This is a genomic window from Pseudarthrobacter sp. KH_020_B (genome assembly GCF_057840185.1).
This window is the reverse complement of the sequence record NZ_CM174506.1, coordinates 959,169-980,920: the sequence shown is the minus strand read 5'-3', so window position 1 is coordinate 980,920 and position 21,752 is coordinate 959,169. Positions and strand designations below refer to the sequence as shown.

The following is a 21,752-nucleotide window of genomic DNA, read 5'->3' as shown; positions in this document are numbered from 1 at the left end:
ATTGTCCTGTCAAAGGTTTGTACTGACATATTTACAACCTGCATAAGCGCCCAGTTGGCGCTCAGGATCACTTCCGGGGAACCGCCAGTTCACCCGTGACATACTGCGCCCGCCCGAAGCCGAACGACCAGTCACCCGCCGTATTCTCGACATATCCGATAAACACGTCCTCACCGGCGACATCAAGTTCCGCCAGTCGGTCGGCGATCGCCGCAAAAAGGGATTGCTTGGCCGCCTGGCTCCGGCCACCTTGCGTAAAGATCTGGACCATCACCACATCGGGGGTGCGCTCGAAGCCGAGTCCCGCATCCTGGGCGACAATCTGGCCCAGCGGGTGCTCCGTGAGAACGTGGAAGTAGTCCCGCTCGGGGATGGCATACTCCGCGAGGATCGCGTCATGGATGCCCCGGCTCAAGCGCTGCAACTCCTCGGCGCTGCGACCTTGATTAACATCGATTCGAACCAGTGGCATTTTCATCTCTCCTATAGCTTGTCCTGACATACTAACAAACTACAGAGATGGCCCGCAAGAAAAATCCCCACATACCCCTTCCGTCGAGGCGGGATCGGCGTTATGGTTAAACAACCAAGTAGTTGATCAACGAATTGGTTGATTAATGATCAAAGAAAGGGTCTGCACCACGATGAACCCCGACGACGGCACCCTGGACTCGGCCTTTATGGCCCTGGCCGACCCCGTGCGGCGGCGGATCATCGCCCGGCTCAGCGGCGGGCAGGCCACAGTAAATGAATTGGCGGAGCCCTTCGCGATCACCAAACAGGCGGTCTCGAAGCATATCCAGGTCCTCGAGCAGGCAGGGCTCGTCACCCGAAGCAGGGAAGCCCAGCGCCGGCCCGTCCACCTGAATCCCGCACGGCTGGAGGCTCTCACAGCGTGGATCGACCAGTACCGGCTGGTCCACGAAGAGCAGTTCCGCAGCCTGGACGCCGTGCTCAGATCCAGTGCCGCGAACGGCGGCAACCACCTAAAGGAATCATCATGAGCAATCCACTGAACCTCACCATTCCTGAAGGACTCCCCTTCATCGACTTCGAGCGGGAGTTCGACTTCCCGGTCGCGGACGTCTTCCGCGCGCACAAGGACCCGGACCTTATCGTCCAGTGGCTCGGCCCGCGTGGCTTGAAGATGGAAATCAAACAGTTCGATTTCCGGACGGGCGGCAGCTACAGCTACCTGCACACCGGGCCCGACGGCGTCGCTTACGAATTCAGCGGCGTCTATCACACCGTCCGCGAGAACGAATTTGCCATCCAGACCTTCGAGTTCGGCGGCTACCCCGACATCGTCAGCATCGAGTTCCTCACCTTCGAGGACCTCGGCAACGGCCGGTCCCGCATCCGGGGCCACTCCGTCTACCCCAGCCAGGAGGCCCGCGACGGCATGGCGCAGTCCGGCATGGAAGGCGGCATGACCGAGGGCTACGAGCGGCTCGACGAACTCCTCACCGGCGCCAAGGTCTAGGACAGGCCCTAAACGAGTACGACGGCGGCCGGTTACCTTCCTGGAGAAGGTAACCGGCCGCCGTCGTACTGGTGGTCAAGACCCGGTGGTCGAACCCGACAAGACCAGGTGGCCCGGCCCGTCGGGTTTCGACAAGCCCAACCACCGGGCCGCTTCCGGTGCGGCAGGGTCAGCGAAGGACCGCGACGGGTTCTGGAGCCACCCGTCGGCCAGCGTCGGGGGACGTCTGCCGAACGGCCCGCTTAGCTCCGGCCGCGGCGATGATCATCACCACGAGCCCCAGCAAGGTGATGCCGGCTCCGGCCCAGATGGGTGAGGTGTAGCCGAGTCCGACCGTGATGGTCACTCCCCCGAGCCAGGCGCCGAGGGCGTTGCCGACGTTGAACGCGCCGATATTGGCGCCGGAGGCGAGGGTGGGCGCGCTGGAGGCGTACTTCATTACACGCATCTGCAGGCCCGGCACGGTGGCGAATCCGAAGCCGCCCATCAGGACGATCGAGGCCACGGTGAGCACCTGATTGCCGGCAGTCAGGCCAAAGCCGACGAGCACAACCACCAGCACCGAGAGCACAACGATAAGCGTGCGGTCCACGTTGCGGTCCGCGGCCTTGCCACCGATGGTGTTGCCGATAAAGAGGCCTACACCGAAGACGATCAGCAGCCAGGGAACTGTGGAGGCGGCGAAGCCGGAGACCTCCGTGAGGGTGAAGGCGATGTACGTGAAGGCGCCGAACATACCGCCGTAGCCGAGGATCGTGACGAGGATGGAGAGCCACACCTGGCCGGAACGGAAGGCGCGCAGTTCACTGCGCAGGGTTCCGGGCGTGGTGTCGCCGTGGCCGGACTTCGGAACCAGCGCGAGGATTCCCGCCAGGGCGATGACTCCTATGACGGTGATGGCCCAGAACGTGGAGCGCCAGCCCGCAGCCTGTCCCAGCATGGTGCCGAATGGCACGCCCAGCACATTGGCGGCGGTGAGCCCGGTGAACATAGTGGCGATGGCGCCGGCCTTTTTCGTGGGGGCAACCATGTCCGCGGCCACCACGGCGCCGATCCCGAAGAAGGCACCGTGCGCCAGGGCGGCGATGATCCGCCCGATCATCATCATCCCGTAGTCGGGGGCGATGGCGGAGGCCAGGTTGCCGGCGATGAACAGCACCAGCAGGACGGCGAGGACGGGCTTGCGTTCGAAGCGGGTCACCGCGGCGGTCAGCACCAATGCGCCGACGACAACGGCGAGGGCGTAGCCGGAGATCAGCCAGCCTGCCGTGGCCTCGCTGACCTGGAAGTCGGCGGCAACCTCGGGCAGCAGGCCCATGATCACGAACTCAGTGAGTCCGATGCCGAACCCGCCGAGGGCGAGGGCTATCAGGCCAATGGGCATGGGGATGCTCCTTTGAAAACTGTACGGAATGAGATAGGACGCGTAAGCTATTAGTTGCAGACGCGTTATTTACTGTTGCACAAGCAGATACATCGCGCAAGCAACTATTATGGGACTGTGCCCTGAACCACGCCGCCAGGCGTCCGGGGCACCCGCGAGAGGAAAGACAGATGGGCATCAAGGACGACGCCGTGGAGGTCCGGGCACAGGGTTGGCGCACGCTCGCGGCGCTGCACGGCCTGATCGAAGGTGAGCTGGAACGCTCCCTCCAGGCCGAATCACAGCTGTCAGTGGTGGAATACACCGTGCTGGACGCGCTCAGCCGGCAGGACGGCTGGCATATGCGCATGCAGCAGCTGGCCCGCGCCACCGCCCTCAGCGCCAGTGCCACCACCCGGCTGGTCAACAGGCTTGAGGACCGCGCTCTGCTGACGCGGATCCTCTGCGCGGACGACCGCCGCGGCATCTACACCGAGCTAACGCCCAGCGGCATCGCCCTGCTGGAGGAAACCCGGCCCGTCCAGGACGCCACGCTGGAGCGCGCCCTGGCCGAGGCCCAGGAGATTCCCGAGCTGGCCGCGCTGGTGGACGCACTCCCCCGGCTCCACGCGAACGCGTAGTTTCCAGTACGACGGCGGACGGTCACCTTCCAGATGAAGGTGACCGTCCGCCGTCGTACTTAACCAAAAAACGCGGAGCCACCTGCCGTCCCAGCGGACGGCAGGTGACCCCGCGTTGTTTGGTGCTGGTGCTAGAGCGCTGCGTAAACTTCGCGCAGCAGCTTGGCGGTCTCGGACGGCGTCTTGCCGACCTTCACGCCTGCAGCCTCAAGGGCTTCCTTCTTGGCCTGGGCGGTTCCGGCGGAACCGGAGACGATGGCGCCGGCGTGGCCCATGGTCTTGCCTTCGGGAGCGGTGAAGCCGGCAACGTAGCCAACAACGGGCTTGGTGACGTTGGCCTTGATGTAGTCGGCGGCACGCTCTTCGGCGTCGCCACCGATTTCGCCGATCATGACGATCGCCTTGGTCTCGGGGTCAGCCTCGAACGCGGCCAGGGCGTCAATGTGCGTGGTGCCGATGACGGGGTCGCCGCCGATGCCGATGGCGGTGGAGAAGCCCAAGTCGCGCAGTTCGTACATCATCTGGTAGGTCAGGGTTCCGGACTTGGAAACCAGGCCGATGGGGCCCTTGCCCGTGATGTTGGCCGGCGTGATGCCAACCAGGGCTTCGCCGGGGGTGATGATGCCGGGGCAGTTCGGGCCGATGATGCGGGTGACCTGGTTGCCGTCGGCGTCAACCGTGGCCTGGGCCAGTGCCCAGAACTCGGCGGAATCCTGGACCGGCACGCCTTCGGTGATGACAACGACCAGGCCGATGCCTGCCTCGATGGCTTCGACCACGGCGTTCTTGGTGAATGCCGGCGGGACGAAGACGATGGAGACGTCCGCCCCGGTTTCGGCAATGGCTTCCTTGACGGTGCCAAAAACGTTGATCTCGGTCTCGCCGTGCAGGACCGTGGTGCCGGCCTTACGGGCGTTGACGCCACCAACAATGTTGGTGCCGGCCTTCAGCATCAGGGCGGTGTGCTTGGTGCCTTCGCCGCCGGTGATGCCCTGGACGATGACCTTGGAGTCCTTGTTCAGATAGATAGACATGGTGCGTCCCTTTACTTAGCTGCGTTGGCGAGCTCGGCGGCCTTGTCGGCGCCCTCGTCCATGGTGGCGGCCAGGGTAACCAGCGGGTGGTTGGCCTCGGCCAGGATGCGGCGGCCTTCTTCAACGTTGTTGCCGTCGAGGCGGACTACCAGCGGCTTGTTCGCGGAGTGGCCCAGCTCGGCCAGCGCACCAACGATGCCCTTGGCGACGGCGTCACACGCGGTGATGCCACCGAAGACGTTTACGAACACGGACTTGACCTGCGGGTCGCCCAGGATGACGTCGAGGCCGGCAGCCATGACCTCGGCGGAAGCTCCACCGCCGATGTCCAGGAAGTTGGCGGGCTTGACGTTGCCGTGGTTTTCACCGGCGTAGGCAACAACGTCCAGGGTGGACATAACCAGGCCTGCACCGTTGCCGATGATGCCAACGGAGCCGTCCAGCTTGACGTAGTTCAGGTCCTGCGCCTTGGCCTTGGCCTCGAGCGGATCTGCAGCGTCTTTGTCCTCAAGGAGGGCGTGCTTGGCGTGGCGGAAGTCGGCGTTCTCGTCGAGGGAGACCTTGCCGTCCAGTGCCACGATGTCGCCGGCGCCGGTCTTGACCAGCGGGTTGACCTCCACGAGGGTGGCGTCTTCCTTCTTGAAAACGTCCCAGAGCTTGAGGATCACGGCGGCGACCTTGCCGCGCAGTTCCTCAGCGAAGCCTGCAGCTGCGACGATTTCGTCAGCCTTGGCCTGGTCGATGCCCACAGCGGGATCGATGGCGATCTTGGCGAGCGCCTCAGGGCGTTCGACGGCGAGCTGTTCGATTTCCATGCCACCTTCTACCGAGCACATGGCCAGGTAGTTGCGGTTGGCCCGGTCCAGCAGGACGGAGAAGTAGTACTCCTCGGCAATGTCGGCACCCTGGGCAATCATCACCTTGTTAACGGTGTGGCCCTTGATGTCCATGCCCAGGATGTTGGTGGAGTGCTCAAACGCCTCATCGGCGGTCTTGGCAACCTTGACGCCGCCAGCCTTACCGCGGCCACCAGCCTTGACCTGGGCCTTAACGACAGTTACGCCGCCGATTTTCTCGGCAGCTGCCTTTGCTTCTTCTGGGGTGTACGCCACGATGCCGGCAAGCACGGGTACACCGTGCGCCTCGAACATATCGCGCGCCTGGTATTCAAACAGGTCCACGGTTTAGTGTCCTTCTACGTCGAAGTAGTTTCTGTACAGTCGGGCACCGCCGAAGACGATGACCGGGCTGCGGATTGCCTGCGCCTGCGACCAGTCCGGAAACGGGCCCCACAGCGCAATGCTCCATTCGGAACTCTAGTCCTCTCAGAGGACCGGCCCGTTCCACAGTACCGCTTATGTGAGTAACGACACTATTCTATGAAGCGTAGAAAAACGCCTAGATTACGGGGTTTTTGAGGCCTCCGGGGCTGCCGGGGAGGGTGTTGCCAGTTCCTTGGAAATAAGTTCGTAGCGGTCCCGGGCCACAAAGAATCCGACGCCTGCCGAGACGTTTCCGCATGCCACCCCACCGTTATAGGCCGAGCAGCGCAGGCCGTTCCGTTCCAGGTTCTGGCCCTCGGCGAGGACCTGCAGTTCCGCCAGCGGGCCGCTCTTATTTCCTTTGGGTCCGTAGGCTGCCTCCATTTGTGAGACGCCGGAACGGCACTCCCCGTACGTTGCCTTGTCCGGGCTGAGCAGCGCCGCTCCGCCGAGGTAGCCCAGGCCGGTGCCGGCGCAGTCGTCCTTGATGTCGCCCGCGGCGGGCTTGGGATAACCGGCAAGCTCGCAGTGCGCCACGGGGACGGTGGCGAGCTTGTTGTTGGCCGCGTCGGTGAAGCCGTTCGACTCATACGGGAGGTTAAGGTGTTCCCCGCGGGCCGACGTCAGGGAACACACAATGTTCCGGTCCTCCGTGATGAAGGACAGGACGTCCCCGCTGGCCGTGAACGCGGCGGGGTCGGCCGGCGCTGCCTGTTCCAGGTGCTCCATGGCCGGCAGCGGCGGCGGAGCCACGTAGCCCGGGTCCTCGGTGGTGATGCTGCAGGCCGTGCCCGTCAACACGAAGAGGGCGGCCAGGATCCCCAATACAGTCCGTCGCATGGCCTCCATTATGCCCCGGCGGCGGCTTCCGGCCGTCGGGCGCCTGCCCGCGGACTCCCGGCTGGTCTTGGGCCGCTCGTCCGGCCTAAATGGGGCACTTCGGCTCGGACACGCCGCCGCTTCGGCCGGTTTTCCGGGTTAAGTCGTTCAAAGTGGCCCACGACGGCGGGACTCGGCGTGCCCGGACAAGGGAAAGCGTGGCTAGGCGTCGAGCTTCGTGAGCGGCGCGTACCGGAGCAGGAGACGCTTCTCGCCGACGCTGAACTTCACCTTGGCCACCGTTTTGTCCCCGGCGCCTTCCAGCGCCAGCACCGTGCCGTTGCCGAAGCTGGTGTGGTTGACCTTGTCGCCCACACTGACGGCCACAATCTCCTTCTGCGGCTGGACCCGGTTCTTGGCGATGGCGGCGGGAACGTCCGCGTTGAAGCCCGCCGAGGAGTCGGCGGCCGCACCGCGGGACGTGCCGGCGCCCCAGAAGGATCCGCCGTAACGGCTGGAGCCGATCGACGCGCTGCTCCCCCATCCGCCGGACTGCCGGCTGGTGCCTTCGCGTTTCCAGTCCAGCAGCTCGGCCGGAATTTCCTCGAGGAACTGGCTGGCCGGGTTGTACTGGCTTTGGCCCCACATGCTGCGGACTTCGGACCGGGTGACGTAGAGGCGCTTGCGTGCGCGGGTCAGGCCCACGTAGGCCAGCCGGCGTTCCTCGGCGAGTTCCTTGGGGTCCGTGGCCGAGCGCTGGTGCGGGAACAGCCCGTGTTCCATGCCGGTCAGGAACACCACCGGGAATTCGAGCCCCTTGGCGGTGTGGAGGGTCATCAGCGTGACCACGCCCAGGCGTTTGGCTTCCGCCACGGCGGCGTCGATGTCGGCCCCCGGCGCGTCCGGGATCTGGTCGGCGTCTGCCACCAGCGACACCTGTTCCAGGAAGGCCTCCAGGGAACCTTCCGGGTTCTCCTGTTCGTATTCACGTACGACGGCGACGAGTTCCGCCAGGTTCTCCACGCGGGACTCATCCTGTGGATCAGTGCTGGAACGCAGCCCGGCCAGGTAGCCGGTCTGTTCCAGGACGGCCTCCAGCGCGGCGGCGGCACCCGAACCGGAGGCAACCTCTGCGAGGTCGTCCAGCAGTTTCACAAAGCCAAGGACGGCGTTGACGGAACGGGTGGCCATGCCGGGAGCCTCTTCAGCCCGCCGGGCGGCGGCCATGAAGGACATCCGTTCGCGCTCGGCCAGTGCGGCCACGGCACCCTCGGCGCGGTCACCAATGCCGCGCTTGGGTTCGTTGAGCACCCGGCGCAGGTTGACGTCGTCGTCCGGGTTCACCAGAACGCGGAGGTACGCGAGGGCGTCCTTGATTTCCTTGCGGTCGTAGAACCGGGTGCCGCCCACCACCTTGTACGGCAGGCCAACCCGGACCAGCACATCCTCTATGGAACGGGACTGCGCGTTGGTGCGGTAGAAAATGGCAACGTCACCGGGGCGGAGGTTGTCCTCGTCCTGGAGCCGGTCAATCTCCTTGGCAATGAACTGGGCCTCGGCGTGCTCGTTCTCGCCCACGTAGCCGATGATCTTGTGCCCCTCGCCCTCGGCAGTCCACAGCCGCTTGTCGGGGCGGTTCGGGTTGCGCGAGATCACGGAGTTGGCCGCGCTGAGGATGTTCTGGGTGGAGCGGTAGTTCTGCTCCAGCTTGATGGTGAGGGCTTCGGGATAGTCGTTTTCGAACTCGACGATGTTGCGGATGTCGGCGCCGCGGAAGGCATAAATGGACTGGTCGGAGTCGCCGACGACGGTGAGCTCGGACGCCCCCGGACCCTCACCCACAATCTCGCGGACCAACGCGTACTGGGCGTGGTTGGTGTCCTGGTACTCGTCCACCAGGACGTGCCGGAACCGGCGCCGGTAGGAATCGGCGAGCGCCGGGAAGGCGCGGAACATGTAGACCGTCTCGGCGATGAGGTCATCGAAGTCCATGGCATTGGCCTGGCGCAGCCGCTGGGTGTAGCCCTTGAAGACGTCAGCCACCGCGGACTCGAAGGGATCGTTGTAGTTCGCGGAGGACGCGTAGGAATCGGCGTCGATGAGCTCGTTCTTGAGTGCGGAGATCTTGTGCTGGATGGCCTTGGGCGCGAACTTCTTGGGGTCCAGGTCCAGGCTCTTGGAGACCTGGATGACCAGCCGCAGCGAGTCCGCGGAGTCGTAGATGGAGAAGTTCGGCTTCCGGCCGACGTTGGCGGCCTCCTGGCGCAGGATCCGCACGCAGGACGAGTGGAACGTGGAGATCCACATGATCTTGGCCCGTCCACCCACCAGCGCAGCGATGCGCTCCCGCATCTCGGCGGCGGCCTTGTTGGTGAACGTGATGGCCAGGATCTCACCGTGATGCGCACGGCGGGTGGCAATAAGGTAGGCGATCCGGTTACTGAGGACACGGGTTTTGCCCGAGCCGGCGCCGGCCACAATGAGCAGGGCACCGCCGGCGTGCTTAACGGCCTCCTCCTGCTGCGGGTTAAGCCCCTGCAGGAGCTCCTCGGCATTGGGCCGGTGGTGGGCCGGCTCGCCGTTGCCGTCATGAGCCGGCTGCTGGTTGGCCCAGCCGCCCGGGCTGCCAACGGAACCGCCGCCCGGTCCGCTGCCGGGCCCGCCACCACCGAATTCGGCGGCCGCGGCAAGGCCTTCCGGGCGCGACTTCGTGCGGGCGGAGGCTGGCGCGGCGGCCTTGAACGGTCCGTCAGAGTACGGGTCAAACAACATATCCATGGTGCCTACAAGTCTAGGCGGTGGGACTGACAGTCAGGTCCAGCCTGTGGATAACACCGCCAGCCCAACCCCGGAAGCGCGCAAAAGCCGGCCCGGACTCAGGCCACCGAGCCCGACTCGAGGGCGGCACGCAACTCCCGCACCGCCGTCGTGCCTCCCGCCATAAACCAGTCCAGGCCGTTGATCCGGACCGAGTCCGTGGCGCCGCCGGCGGCGCGCACGATCGCCTTGCCCGGCAGCCAGTCCCATTCCGGGCAGCTGTGCTGGAACCAGCATCCCAGCTGGCCATCGGCCACCCGGCCCAGGTCGCAGGACCCGGAGCCAAACATCCGCAGCGCCGCGGCGGAGGTGGCCGCAGCGTGCCAGGGCATGGCGCAGAGCGGATCCATCAGCCAGGTGGGGTGGATGTAGGTGGCCGCGCCAAGTTCGGCGAGTGCGGTTGCGTTGCGCGCCATGCCGTCCTCGACAGCGCCCGTGTCCTTGTAGGCGGTCAGCACCTCACCGTTCAGCGTGGCGGCGTGGGCCGTGCCGCCGAGCCAGAGCTTGTCCTCCTCGGGCTGGAAGATCGCGCCGAGCAGCACATCGGACGAATCCTTCAGCGCGAGGGCCGAGCACCAGTACGTGGATCCGTGCAGGAAGTTGTAGGTGCCGTCCACGGGATCGATCACCCAGGTGCGGCCGCTGGTGCCGGCTACCGAGGCGCCCTCCTCCCCCAAGATGCCGTCCTCCGGCCGGCAGCGCTGCAACTGCTCCAGCACATAGGCTTCGGCGGCGTGGTCCGCGGCGGTCACAACGTCGGAGATGGAGGTTTTCTGCTGGGACTGCAGCCCGGCCATGCGCATCAGGAGCGCCAGTTGCCCGGCTTCGCGCACCAGCGCGGCTGCCAGCTGATAGTCGTCCAGGGCGGGGTCAAGTTCAAGGGCGCTGTGCCGGCCAGTGGTCATGGACCCAGTTTAGGTGGCGGGATAATGGTGCCATGGCCAAAACCCCAGCGCAGCGGATCAAGAAGCACGGCTCCAAGGCGGCTGTCCCGCAGCACAGCCTCCCGCCGGTCATCAACCCCACCACCAGCCGTTCGCCGCAGAAGGCCCAGAACAACACCAACCTGATCCTCATCGCAGGCGTTGTAGTCAGCCTGTTCCTGTTCTGGTACGTCCACCTGCTCACGCTGCAACAGCTCACCCAGCTCTCCGGCGGCCTGGCCATGCCGGACTCCCTGGTGGGCGGTTTTGACGCCGGCTATGTCGGCCAGTTGAACGCCGCCATGGACGACGACGCCCGAGGCCAGCTCAACTACGTCCACAAGACAGCGGGCACCCTCTTCCCGCTGATCTTCGGCTTCACCTGGCTGCTGCTGATCGGGACCAACGTTGCCCGCAAGTCCCTCCGCTGGGTCCTCTGGGCCGTCCCGCTGCTGTTCGTTGTGGTCCGGTTGTGGGGCAACGTCGCCGTCGATGCCGCGCTGGCCTCGGGAACGGTCGACGCCGGCCAGGTCGCCCTGGCGTCCACACTCACCGTTGCAGGGTGGGTGCTGTTTGTCCTCAGCCTGCTGGCCGGGGCGGCGGCGGTGTTCCTGAACGTGCGGCGAGGCCAGGCGACAAACTCTTCATCGACTGCTCCGTAGCGGCCCTTTTGAGCGCTCTAACCGGTGCTAGGGCCCACGCCGGCAGGGTTCCCTGGCCGAGCTTGCGAGGCTAGGGGGCCCGGTGGGGACCAATCGATGGGTGAAGGCGCCGCTCCATGCGGTGCCGGTGCACCCGTTGGGCGATCACCAGGCCAGCAGCTGCCACTCCAACTGTGACCGGATAGCCCATCAGCCGCTCCAGGGTGCCCGGTTCCGGAACATCCAGGCCTGTCAGTCCGCCTGTTACCAGCGCGGCGAGGGACACGAGCCCGCACACGAGGACGAACCATCCCAGGGGCGTCTGCCGCAGCCACAACGCGCCCAGCAGCAGCAACGCCAACGCGCCGGCAAGGAAGTACATCAGCGCGCCCACGAAGTGCCAGCCGGAGCCGACATCCTCCGGCACCAGGCCCACGATCATGGTCCCTGCGCCGGCGGTACCTGTAAGCACACGGACAAAGACGGCCGCCAGCCAAGGTTTCCTGCGGCCTGGCTGGACCCGCGCCCCGGCCCTTGCGGCGACGCACAGCAGCCCCGAACCCAGCAGCAGCGCACCGAGCAGCATCCCCAGTCCCTGGACCACAAACGAGGCGTTCATCAGCCAATGCAGCGGCGAGCAGACGTCCCGTCCGTCGTAGATCCCGCAGTGGACTGCGCCGAGGTCGCTGATGTAGCCGGTCCGGCGGTCGTAGGGCTGTGGGCCGGCCCACGCGCCGATCACTGCAGCTTCCGCCACAAAATACTGCAGGACACTCAGGACGGACCAGGCGCCGATGTACTGGCGGATGGAGGCCGTATCCGGGAGGTAGGCCACGGCGGAGGCGGACGTCGGGGCTGATCTCATGCCAAGAGCGTAGTACGGCCTCCCACCTTGTATGCTTGTATCCGTGTCCGGACGGACCGGCCCTGCCGGAACAACGGATACGCGCCCTCGTAGCTCAGTGGATAGAGCACGGCTCTCCTAAAGCCGGTGTCGTTGGTTCGATTCCAATCGAGGGCACTTGAATCTTCCTTCACCGGAGTTCTACCTCCGCGCCTACCTGCTCGGCCCTTTGCCGGCCGGGAATTTGCCCGTTGAGGGGACTTGGGGCGTTGAACGGCAGCTGCTGGACCGGGCGGCCGGCACCCACGGAACCTTTTCCGGCGTCGTACGTTTTTCCCCCGCGGACGACGGCGGCCTGGCCCTCCGCGAGGAAGGCACCATGCGCTGGCCGACTTTCACCGGCCCCGCCACCCGTGAATACCTCCTGAAACCCGCCGACCGGCACGACGCCCTGGACGTGTTTTTTGCCGACGGGCGGCCCTTCCACCGGATGAGTTTCACGCCGGAGGCCAACCTGGACCAGCACTGGTGCGATCCCGACACGTACCGCGTGGCCTACACCTACGAAGGCCCGGACACGTTCAGTTACACGTGGGATGTGACCGGCCCGCGCAAGGACCTGCTGCTGACGTCCGCCCTGCAGCGAAAGCCCTGAAGTGGCAGGCCCGAACAGGCTAGGCTCGAAGCCGTGAAAGCCCGCATTGTTGTCTCCGCCGTCTGTGTCTTCGACGACGCCGGCCGGCTCCTGACCGTCCGCAAGCGCGGTACCAGCATGTTTATGCACCCGGGCGGCAAGCCCGAAGCCGGTGAATCCGCCGTCCACGCTGCTGCGCGGGAACTTCAGGAGGAAGTGGGGATCGTGGTGGATCCGGCCGAGCTGGAGCTGATGGGAGTCTGGATCGCCGACGCCGCCAACGAGGCCGCCACGGACATCGAGGCCACGGTGTTCACGGCACCCGGAACCTGGACGGCGCACCCGTCGGCTGAGATCGCCGAGATCCGCTGGCTGGACCTGGCGGCCCTTGATCGGGGCGCGCTGCTGCCCGCGGACCTCGCCCCGCTCCTGACGGACCACATCCTGCCGGAACTGGCCGCACTCCGCCGCTAGTACTCCGGAACGGCTTCGGCTGCCACGGCCGTGGCCTCGGCGAACTGCGTGTGGTACAGCTCGGCGTACCGTCCCTCGGCCGCGAGCAGGTCGGTGTGGTTGCCGCGTTCCACGATCCGCCCGTCCTCCACCACAAGGATGACGTCGGCGGCCCGGATGGTGGACAGCCGGTGGGCAATCACGACGGCGGTGCGCCCCTCAAGTGCGGCGCCCAAGGCGGCCTGCACGGCGGCTTCGTTGGTGGAGTCAAGTGCGGCCGTGGCCTCGTCCAGGATGACCACCCGGGGCTGGGAAATCAGCAGCCGTGCGATGGTCAGGCGCTGGCGTTCACCGCCGGAGAGCCTGTAGCCGCGCTCCCCCACCACGGTGTCCAGGCCGTCGGGCAGGGACCGGATCATGGTCTCGAGGCGGGCCTGCCGGATGGCGTCCCACATGTCCTCTTCGGTGGCGTCCGGGCGTGCGAGCCGGAGGTTGGAGGCGATGGACTCGTGGAACAGGTGCCCGTCCTGGGTGACCATGCCCAGGGTGTCCCGCAGCGAGTCGAAGGTGGTATCCCGGACGTCCAGTCCGGTGCCGGGAAGAGTGCCGCCAAGCCGCACGGCGCCCGAATCGACGTCGTACAGCCGGGAAAGCAGCTGCGCGATAGTGGACTTTCCGGCACCCGAGGAACCCACCAGGGCGACGGTCTGCCCGGGTTCCACACGGAAGCTGATGCCGTGCAGCACCTCTTCGCCGCCGCGGGTGTCCAGCGTGGACACTTCCTCGAGGGAGGCGAGCGAGACCTTGTCCGCGGAGGGGTAGGCGAAGCGGACGTCGTCGAACTCCACCGAAACGTGTCCCGGCGGGATGGCCACGGCGTCGGGCTTCTGCTGGATCAGGGGCTTGAGGTCCAGGATCTCGAAAACCCGCTCGAAGCTGACCAGGGCACTCATAATTTCCACGCGGGCGTTGGAGAGGGCGGTGAGCGGGGCGTAGAGGCGGGTGAGCAGCAGCGCCAGCACCACGACGTCGCCCGCGGCGAGCTGCCCGCCGATGGCCAGCCAGCCGCCCAGGCCGTAAACCAGGGCCAACGCGAGCGCGGACACCAGCGTCAGAGCGGTGACGAAGGTGAACTGCAGCATGGCCGTGCGGACGCCGATGTCCCGGACCCGGCCGGCACGCACAGCGAACTCGCGGGATTCCTCATCCGGCCGGCCGAAAAGCTTCACGAGCGTGGCGCCCGGCGCGGAGAACCGCTCGGTCATCTGGGTGCCCATGGCTGCGTTGTGGTTCGCGGCCTCACGCCGCAGGTCCGCGAGCTTGGAGCCCATCCGGCGGGCCGGGATCAGGAAGATCGGCAGCAGGATCATGGCGAGCACGGTGACCTGCCAGGACGTCCCGAGCATGACGATCAGCGTCAGGATCAGTGCCACCACGTTGCTGACCACGCCGGACAGTGTGCCGGCGAAGGCGGACTGCGCGCCGATGACGTCGTTGTTCAGGCGGCTGACCAGGGCGCCGGTGCGGGTGCGGGTGAAGAATGCGATGGGCATCTTCTGCACGTGGTCAAAGACCCTGGTGCGCAGGTCCACGATCACGCCTTCGCCGATGGTGGACGAAAGCCAGCGGCTGACCAGTCCCAGGCCGGCTTCGGCCACGGCCACCACGGCGATCAGCAGCGCCAGCCGGATCACTTCCTCCGTGCCCGCCTTGGCCACGATGGCATCAACCACCTGGCCGGCCAGCACGGGCGTGGCTACGGCCAGGAACGCCATCACAATGGACAGCGCCACAAAGGCGATCAGTTTTGTCCGGTGCGGGCGTGCAAACCCCAGAACGCGTTTCAGGGTGGCCTTGGAGAAGGGCCTGGAGCCGTTTTTGGCCCGGGAAATGTTGTACAGGGAGTGCCAGGCGACGCCGTCCATGCTCATCGCTGGTGCTCCGTTGCGTCTGTCATCAGTTCAGTTACCGTTCCGTTGTCCACATTCCACCGGACATCCAGCTGAACGTTCTCGAGCAGCCTCCGGTCATGGGTTACTAACAGCAAAGCGCCCTCATAACTTCCCAGCGCCTCTTCCAGCTGCTCGATGGCGGGCAGGTCCAGGTGGTTGGTGGGTTCGTCCAGGACCAGCAGGTTCACCCCACGCGCCTGCAGCAGCGCCAGTGCAGCGCGGGTGCGCTCCCCCGGCGACAGGGAATCCACAGGGCGGGTGGTGTGGTCCGCTTTCAGCCCGAACTTGGCCAGCAGGGTGCGGACCTCCGCCGATGTCAGGTCCGTGAGGACGGCTTCGACGGCGTCGGCAAGGTTGAGGTGGCCTGCCAGCAGTCCGCGGGCCTGGTCGATTTCGCCGATGGCCACCGAGGCGCCCATGGCGGCGTTCCCGGCGTCGGGTGCCTGCACGCCCAGAAGCAGGCGCAGCAGCGTCGACTTGCCGGCTCCGTTGGGGCCGGTGATGCCGATCCGCTCCCCCGCGTTGAGCTGCAGGTTCACCGGACCCAGGGTGAAGTCGCCCTGATGCACGACGGCGTCACGCAGGGTGGCCACCACCGCACTGGAGCGGGGCGCCTGGCCGATGGTGAATTGCAGCTGCCATTCCTTCCGCGGCTCCTCCACTACGTCCAGCCGGGCAATCCGGGATTCCATCTGCCGGACCTTCTGGGCCTGCTTTTCCGAGGACTCGGTGCTGGCGGCCCGGCGGATCTTGTCATTGTCCGGGCTCTTCTTCATGGCGTTCCGGACACCCTGGGAGCTCCACTCGCGCTGGGTGCGGGCACGGGAGACCAGGTCCGCCTTGGAGGAGGCGAACTCCTCAAACTTTTCCCTGGCGTGGCGCCGCGCCACGGCGCGCTCCTCCAGGAAGGCCTCGTAGCCGCCGTCGTACACTGCCACGGAATTCTGCGCCAGATCCAGTTCCACGATGGTGGTCACGCAGCGGGCCAGGAACTCGCGGTCATGGGACACCAGCACCACACCGCCGCGCAGGCCCTGGACAAAGGCCTCCAGTTTGGCGAGCCCTGCCAGGTCGAGGTCGTTCGTGGGCTCGTCCAGCAGCACAACATCGAACCGGCTGAGCAGGAGCGCAGCAAGGGCCACGCGGGCGGCCTGGCCGCCGGAGAGCCCGGTCATGGGAGCGTCCGCGCCGGTGTCCAGCCCGAGGTCGGCCAGGACGGGCGGGATGCGTTCGTCGAGGTCTGCCGCGCCCGAGGCCATCCAGCGGTCAAAGGCCAGGGAGTAGGCGTCGTCGGCTCCCGGCGCGCCGGAGCCCAGAGCCTCTGCGGTGGACTCCATCTCCACGGTCGCCTGGGCGCAGCCGGTCCGGCGGGCGATGTAGCCGGCCACAGTCTCGCCAGCCACGCGCTCGTGTTCCTGCGGCAGCCAACCCACAAAGGCATCGGAGGGGGCGAGGCTGACGCTGCCGCCCTGGGGCTGGTCCACACCGGCCAGGAGGCGCAGCAGGGTGGACTTGCCCGCGCCGTTGGCGCCCACCACACCCACTACGTCGCCGGGGGCCACCGTGAGGGAAAGTTTGTCGAACAGCGTCCGGTGGTCGTGGCCGCCGGAAAGATCTTTGGCAACAAGGGTTGCAGTCATAGGTTGGTCCATCCTCTCGCTGCCGCCCGGCCGGAGGAGCCCGCCTGAATCGGCCCGAAACTGCGGTGAATCCGCAATGTGCCGCCCCGAAAAGTGCCGGGGCACTAAAGAGCCCGCCGGTCCGGACTTGGGGGGTGTACGGACCAACGGGCTCGACCATCAAGCATAGTCGACCCAGCACGCCGCGCCAAACCCGCCCGCGGCAGATCAGGCTAAAATCGAAAAGCAATCATCCGTTCAGCAGAGAGCCGATATGCCCATTCCTGCCAAAGCGTTCCAGCGCTGGCTGTACGGCATCGCCCCCCACACGAGCACGTCCGACATCTGCCGAGTATCCGGCATCAAGAGAACCACGCTGGCCCAGCAGCTTGTCCGGGGCAAGGTGGCAGAGGCAACAGTGGTGAGCATCAGCCGGGCGTACAACGTCAATCCCGTCTCGGCGCTGGCGGCCTTCGATGCCTACAGCCAGCTCGCGGCCCCGCACCCACCCACCAGGTCCGAACTGGTCAGCCAGATCTCCACCCCGGACCTCCTGCGGGCAGTTTTGGCCCGTTCCGCCGCGGACCCGGGCGGCGTGCCCGCGGCTCCCGCGCCGGCAGGTTCGTCCGCGTTGGAACCGCCCCCGCACGCCACCTCGGTCAAGAACTGGGTGGAGGCGATCGACGACGGCGAACTGCGGCACCGTGTCTCCGCCGCCACCGGAATCGCTCCGCAGAACTATTCGGCGCAACTGACCGCAAACCGGCTCGCTCCTGAACTGGCGGTTGCCACCTCCCTTGCCGCCGGCGTCGGCCCGGCCAGCGGCCTGGTGGCCACCGGGCTGGTCACGGAGGCGGAGGCCGGCTGGCCTCCCGGAGCCCGGCAGGCTGCCCTGGACAGCCTGTCCGACGGCGAGCTCACCACCTTGGCCGGCGAGCGGCTGCAGACACTCGGCAGAGCCCTCCGCCGGCAGGAACATGACCACGAGAAAACCGAAAAGATCTGGGAGAACCTGGGATGATCGAAATCCTGCAGTGGTCCACGCTGACTGTCTGCGGCCTGGTGGCCGCTGCGCGCGTTCCCAGTGCCGTGAGGGGGAAGAACCGGACACTCTTCTACATCTTTGCGCTGATGACCCTGGCCATTCTGCTCAGCATCCAGGCGCCGTACCTTGCCATCGACCAGGTGCTCGGCGGCATTAATGTGGCCAACCTCCTGCTCCGTTTTGTCATCTTCGCCGCTATTTTCTTCGTGGGCGTCCGCGTCACCCGGGGCTTTGGGGCCGACGACGCCTACCGGCTGCTGACCGGACGGATCGGGACGGCCGTCCTGGCGCTGACATCGCTGATCGTGGTGGGTGTCTTCCTCATGATGGACACTGCCGGTTCGTCCGTGGGATTGGTTTCCTTGTCGGGCCAGGGTGCCGGGAACGGTCTCCTGGTTGAGTACTACGGGGCCGCCGGCCGCGCCTATCCGGCGTACGTTTCGCTGATCCTGCTGCCGGCCATGGTGCGCGCGGTCCGCAGCACGCTGCCCGCCCTGGTTCGCATCGCCGCCGTCCTGCTGGGCACCGGATCGGTGGCCATCGCGCTAACGCTGCTCTTCCCGTTCTATCCGACCAGCTGGGGCGCAGCGACGTTCCTGATCAACTACACGGCGGTTCTTTGCTTTGTTGTTGGCCTGGCTTTAATCGCCGTGGCCAGTGTCCGGCACCGGCGGAGCGGCCTGCGGCAAAGGACTTCTACCGCAAAGTAACTTTCACGTCTTTCACAAAATCATTAGTCATGGCACAATCATGAATGTGTGAAGTTGGGGCGGGCGTTTGCGAACGGGGATAGATTCTTGGACGCCGGCCTGTTGAGTCTTTGCATTCTTTGGGGGGATGAGTGGTGGCGGGCCGTTGGGGACCGCCCCCACTCAGCCATTTAACGGCCAAGTCCCACCAACCACCATCGATTGCTCCCCACCGGCACCCTCGCCTCGCAAGCTCGGCCAGGGAACCCTGCCGGCGTGGGCCCAGGCCCTTTTGGGCCCGCAAAACGGCCGTTACGGAGCAATCGATGAGTAGTAACCCATGAGTAGTAACCGGATCCCGGTGGAACAGGGTGTTACAGCGCGAACCTCAGGGTCACCAGCTGGAACGGGCGCAGCGACAGCTCCACCGACTGCTCTGCTGCGGCAGTGTTGACGCCCGGCGCTTCGATGGCCCGCTCCAGCAGGTCCGTGGCCTGGACGGCCGTGACCGGGAAGTTGGCCGTGAGCACGCCGGCGGACCGCTGCCCCAGGGACTCATAAAGGCGGACCACAACATCACCCGAGCCGTCTTCGGCAAGCTTGACCGCCTCGATGACCAGGGCCGGGTTGTCCACGGCGAACAGCGGCTCCACACCGCGGGCGCCCTGCACCAGTCGGGGTGCAAGGTTGATGCGGTACCCCTCCTCCACAGCTTCGGCGATCCCGGCGCCGGGGCGGATGGTCACGGTCAGTTCCTGATGGCCCCGGTCCGCCGTCGGGTCCGGGAACTTCGGCGCCCGCAACAGGGACAGGCGCACCACCGTGGTGGTCCCGCCGTCGGAATCCCGCACGCTCCTGGTGACATCGTGCCCGTAGGTGGCCGCATTGGAAATCGCGACGCCGTAGCCGGGCTCGGCCACGTGGATCCAGCGGTGCGCGCAGATCTCGAACTTGGCGGCCTCCCACGAGGTGTTGACGTGGGTGGGACGGAAGACATGCCCGAACTGGGTCTCCGAGGCGGAGCGGTCCGCCCTGACGTCCAGCGGGAAGCCCAGCTTGAGCAGTTTCTCGCTCTCCTGCCACTCCACGGCCGTGGTGATGGTGAGGGAGCCGCTGCCGGCATCCAGCGTGATCCGCTGGGTGAGCGGCGACGAGCCAGCGATCCTTTCCACCACCACAACGGCGCTGGTTCCGGCGTGCTCCAGCCGGATGGCCTGCGCCGCCGTGAGGGCGGTGACGTTGCGGCGGTAGAACTCATCGATGTCCCAGGCGTCCCACTCGTTGGGGGTGTCCCGGTGCAGTTCCAGCAGGTTGCCGCGTGCTCCGGACGCGATGGCTTCGCGTCCGGTGGCGTAGTCGGTGAGGGAAGCAATCAGGCCATCGGCGTCCAGGACTGCCCGGATGATGCCGTTGTCCAGCACATATCCGCCGTCCACGGCGGTCGCCTGGACCGGCTGGCCCGCCGGCGAAAGCTCTGCGGCAGCCAAGGCCGGAACACCGTTGCGCGCATGCGGTGCGGCGTTGAGCAGGAAGGTCCGCGAACCGTCACCGAGGAGTGCGGCCGCTGCCTGCCCAATGAGGGTTTCGAGGCTGGCGCTGATGGCGGCGTAGTTACGTTCCGCGTCCTGGTGGACCCAGGCGATGGCGCTGCCGGGCAGGATGTCGTGGAACTGCTGCAGGAGCACCAGCCGCCAGAGCCGCTTCAGCTCGGCCGCCGGGTACTCGAAGGAGCCGGCGCTGCGGACAGCAGCGGTGGCACACCAGAGTTCGGCCTCGCGGAGCAGGTGTTCGCTGCGCCGGTTGCCGCGTTTGGTCTGGGCCTGGCTGGTGTACGTGCCGCGGTGGAGTTCCAGGTACAACTCCCCCACCCAGACGGGCAGGGAGGAATACTCGTCCTCTGCGTGGGTGAAGAAACTCTCGGCGGAACCCACGCGGACTTTGGGCGACCCTTCGAGGTCTGCGGTGCGGCTGGCGGCCGCCAGCATTTCACGCGTGGGCCCGCCGCCGCCGTCGCCGTAGCCGAACGGGACGAGCGAGGTGTTGCCGCGGCCGTGGTCGCGGAAGTTCCGCTCGGCGTGCGCCAGCTCGCGTCCGCTGAGCTCGGCGTTGTAGGTGTCCACGGGCGGGAAGTGCGTGAACAGCCGGGTGCCGTCGATGCCTTCCCAGTTGAAGGTGTGGTGCGGCATGCGGTTGACCTGGTTCCACGAGATCTTCTGCGTGAGGAACCAGCGGCTGCCTGCCGCCTTGACGATCTGTGGCAGGGCCGCGGAGTAGCCGAAGGAATCCGGAAGCCAGGCTTCGCGGCATTCGACGCCGAACTCGTCGAGGAAGAAGCCCTTGCCCTCAATGAACTGCCGGGCCATGGCCTCACCGCCGGGCATGTTGGTGTCCGACTCGACCCACATCCCGCCCACCGGGACGAACTGCCCGGCCTTGACCTTCTCCCGGATCCGGCCGAAAAGCTCCGGGTAGTACTCCTTCATCCAGGCCAGCTGCTGGGCTGACGAGCAGGAGAACACAAAGCCCGGATCCTCATCCATAAGCGCCACCACGTTGGAGAACGTCCGCGCACATTTGCGGATGGTTTCGCGCACCGGCCAGAGCCACGCGGAATCGATGTGGGCGTGGCCGGTAGCCACCAACTGGTGAGCGGAAGCGTAGGCGGGCCTGGACAGGACCTCGGCCAGGGCTGCCCGCCCGGCTGCGGCGGTGCCGGGGACGTCGTCGGGATCCATCTGGTCCATCATGCGCTCCAGCGCGCGGAGGATCTCATGGCGCCGCGGCTGCTCCGGGGGCAGTTCGTGCATCAGCCCGGCGAGCGTCCAGATGTCCTGCTGGAGTTCCCAGACCGTCTGGTTGAGTTCGGCGATGGCGATCCTGCCCAGCCGGTATTGCGGTGCCGTGCCTGCCGTTGCCTTGTCCCCGTACGGTGTGGCGGCGAAGGTCCAGCCCTGCGCCATGTCCGGGTTGGCGGCCGCTTCAACGTAAAAGTCGACGGACATGCCGCTGCCCAGGAGCTTCAGGGGAATGTACTGGTTCCGGGGCGAAATGGCCTTGATGATGGTGCCGTCGGGGCGCCAGGCGATTCCCTCGCACTGGAAGCCCGGGGCTTCGTTGATGAAGCCGAGATCCACCACGATTTCCACCGCGGTGTCAGGGCCGGTGCCCCACGCCTCCGGGACATCGCCCTGCAGGCGCAGCCACTTGGTTCCCCACGGGCGGCCCCAGGCAGCACCGTGTTCCTGCGGCGCGAAGTTATTCCGCAAGGCTTCCATCACGGACACAGGTTCGCCGGGCGCATCCCAGCTGCTCAGGTTCAGGGGAACGGTGCGGGCGTAAACGGCGGGAATGATCCGCTCGCGGACAAACCGGTCCAGGCGGACTTCGGTGATCCGGCGGTCGTCATGCAATGTAAACCCTCTTAGGTGCTTGAAACTGGAGTACTCGAATCCGGACCAAACGCGTCCAATCGATGGATAAAATCTACCGGCTAGTAGCTCAATAGCCAAGCGTCACCGGAAATCTTCACCCGA

The 21,752-nt window shown here is 66.2% G+C and carries 19 protein-coding genes and 1 tRNA gene; 9 read left to right on the top strand and 11 right to left on the bottom strand.

Translation table 11 applies throughout. From position 1 onward, the window contains the following. Positions 1-67: 67 nt before the first annotated feature. On the bottom strand, positions 68-472 hold the full coding sequence (locus AC3IT0_RS04690) for a tautomerase family protein (protein ID WP_489323718.1): 405 nt from the start codon (positions 470-472) through the stop codon (positions 68-70). A gap of 172 nt (positions 473-644) precedes the next feature. Here AC3IT0_RS04690 and AC3IT0_RS04685 point away from each other — a divergent pair, with 172 nt between their 5' ends. Next, positions 645-1,004, top strand: a complete 360-nt coding sequence (locus tag AC3IT0_RS04685; RefSeq protein ID WP_489323717.1) for an ArsR/SmtB family transcription factor — start codon at positions 645-647, stop codon at positions 1,002-1,004. Then, positions 1,001-1,483, top strand: a complete 483-nt coding sequence (locus AC3IT0_RS04680) for an SRPBCC family protein (protein WP_489322619.1) — start codon at positions 1,001-1,003, stop codon at positions 1,481-1,483. Before AC3IT0_RS04685 ends, AC3IT0_RS04680 begins: the two co-directional genes overlap by 4 nt. A gap of 169 nt (positions 1,484-1,652) precedes the next feature. Here the strand turns inward: AC3IT0_RS04680 and AC3IT0_RS04675 are convergent, their stop codons facing one another. Continuing rightward, entirely contained in the window at positions 1,653-2,867 is a 1,215-nt protein-coding gene (locus AC3IT0_RS04675) for an MFS transporter (protein WP_489322618.1), read from the bottom strand. Between the two features lie 170 nt (positions 2,868-3,037). On the opposite strand from AC3IT0_RS04675, the gene AC3IT0_RS04670 reads away from it, so the two are divergent. Further along, complete coding sequence (locus AC3IT0_RS04670) at positions 3,038-3,487, top strand: MarR family winged helix-turn-helix transcriptional regulator (protein ID WP_489322617.1); 450 nt, start codon at positions 3,038-3,040, stop codon at positions 3,485-3,487. A gap of 131 nt (positions 3,488-3,618) precedes the next feature. Here AC3IT0_RS04670 and sucD read toward each other — a convergent pair whose 3' ends face one another. From sucD to AC3IT0_RS04645, 5 genes are all read right to left on the bottom strand, one after another. Continuing rightward, complete coding sequence (gene sucD / locus AC3IT0_RS04665) at positions 3,619-4,521, bottom strand: succinate--CoA ligase subunit alpha (protein ID WP_489322616.1); 903 nt, start codon at positions 4,519-4,521, stop codon at positions 3,619-3,621. Between the two features lie 11 nt (positions 4,522-4,532). Continuing rightward, a complete protein-coding gene (sucC, locus tag AC3IT0_RS04660) occupies positions 4,533-5,702 on the bottom strand; it encodes an ADP-forming succinate--CoA ligase subunit beta (RefSeq protein ID WP_489322615.1) in 1,170 nt (389 codons plus the stop codon). Between the two features lie 222 nt (positions 5,703-5,924). After that, complete coding sequence (locus AC3IT0_RS04655; protein WP_489322614.1) at positions 5,925-6,632, bottom strand: hypothetical protein; 708 nt, start codon at positions 6,630-6,632, stop codon at positions 5,925-5,927. 192 nt (positions 6,633-6,824) lie between these two features. Beyond that, a complete protein-coding gene (pcrA, locus tag AC3IT0_RS04650; protein ID WP_489323716.1) occupies positions 6,825-9,374 on the bottom strand; it encodes a DNA helicase PcrA in 2,550 nt (849 codons plus the stop codon). A 104-nt stretch (positions 9,375-9,478) separates the two neighbouring features. Beyond that, positions 9,479-10,324 carry an inositol monophosphatase family protein gene (locus AC3IT0_RS04645; RefSeq protein WP_489322613.1) on the bottom strand — a complete coding sequence of 282 codons (846 nt, stop codon included), beginning with the start codon at positions 10,322-10,324 and terminating at the stop codon, positions 9,479-9,481. Between the two features lie 32 nt (positions 10,325-10,356). On the opposite strand from AC3IT0_RS04645, the gene AC3IT0_RS04640 reads away from it, so the two are divergent. Then, the gene (locus AC3IT0_RS04640; RefSeq protein ID WP_489322612.1) at positions 10,357-11,004 is read left to right on the top strand and encodes a hypothetical protein; all 648 of its coding nucleotides are present in this window, start codon (positions 10,357-10,359) and stop codon (positions 11,002-11,004) included. 70 nt (positions 11,005-11,074) lie between these two features. On the opposite strand, the gene AC3IT0_RS04635 is transcribed toward AC3IT0_RS04640, so the two are convergent. Beyond that, the gene (locus tag AC3IT0_RS04635) at positions 11,075-11,848 is read right to left on the bottom strand and encodes a DUF998 domain-containing protein (RefSeq protein ID WP_489322611.1); all 774 of its coding nucleotides are present in this window, start codon (positions 11,846-11,848) and stop codon (positions 11,075-11,077) included. 83 nt (positions 11,849-11,931) lie between these two features. On the opposite strand from AC3IT0_RS04635, the gene AC3IT0_RS04630 reads away from it, so the two are divergent. From AC3IT0_RS04630 to AC3IT0_RS04620, 3 genes are all read left to right on the top strand, one after another. Continuing rightward, positions 11,932-12,004: transfer RNA gene (locus AC3IT0_RS04630), tRNA-Arg, on the top strand. A gap of 1 nt (position 12,005) precedes the next feature. Continuing rightward, positions 12,006-12,482, top strand: coding sequence for a DUF6314 family protein (locus AC3IT0_RS04625; protein WP_489322610.1), 477 nt, complete (start codon positions 12,006-12,008; stop codon positions 12,480-12,482). A gap of 33 nt (positions 12,483-12,515) precedes the next feature. After that, the gene (locus tag AC3IT0_RS04620) at positions 12,516-12,935 is read left to right on the top strand and encodes an NUDIX hydrolase (protein WP_489322609.1); all 420 of its coding nucleotides are present in this window, start codon (positions 12,516-12,518) and stop codon (positions 12,933-12,935) included. Here the strand turns inward: AC3IT0_RS04620 and AC3IT0_RS04615 are convergent. Further along, positions 12,932-14,845: an ABC transporter ATP-binding protein gene (locus tag AC3IT0_RS04615; protein WP_489322608.1), complete on the bottom strand. Its 1,914-nt coding sequence runs from the start codon at positions 14,843-14,845 to the stop codon at positions 12,932-12,934. The genes AC3IT0_RS04620 and AC3IT0_RS04615 overlap by 4 nt on opposite strands. Then, positions 14,842-16,506 (bottom strand): ABC-F family ATP-binding cassette domain-containing protein, encoded by a 1,665-nt coding sequence (locus AC3IT0_RS04610; RefSeq protein WP_489322607.1) that lies wholly within the window; start codon positions 16,504-16,506, stop codon positions 14,842-14,844. The genes AC3IT0_RS04615 and AC3IT0_RS04610 overlap by 4 nt, the downstream gene beginning before the upstream one ends. A gap of 253 nt (positions 16,507-16,759) precedes the next feature. Between AC3IT0_RS04610 and AC3IT0_RS04605 the strand changes: the two genes are divergently transcribed. Beyond that, positions 16,760-17,506, top strand: a complete 747-nt coding sequence (locus AC3IT0_RS04605) for a hypothetical protein (protein ID WP_489322606.1) — start codon at positions 16,760-16,762, stop codon at positions 17,504-17,506. Further along, complete coding sequence (locus AC3IT0_RS04600) at positions 17,503-18,240, top strand: hypothetical protein (protein WP_489322605.1); 738 nt, start codon at positions 17,503-17,505, stop codon at positions 18,238-18,240. Before AC3IT0_RS04605 ends, AC3IT0_RS04600 begins: the two co-directional genes overlap by 4 nt. 353 nt (positions 18,241-18,593) lie before the next feature. Here AC3IT0_RS04600 and AC3IT0_RS04595 read toward each other — a convergent pair whose 3' ends face one another. Further along, complete coding sequence (locus AC3IT0_RS04595; protein WP_489322604.1) at positions 18,594-21,629, bottom strand: alpha-mannosidase; 3,036 nt, start codon at positions 21,627-21,629, stop codon at positions 18,594-18,596. Positions 21,630-21,752 lie beyond the last annotated feature (123 nt).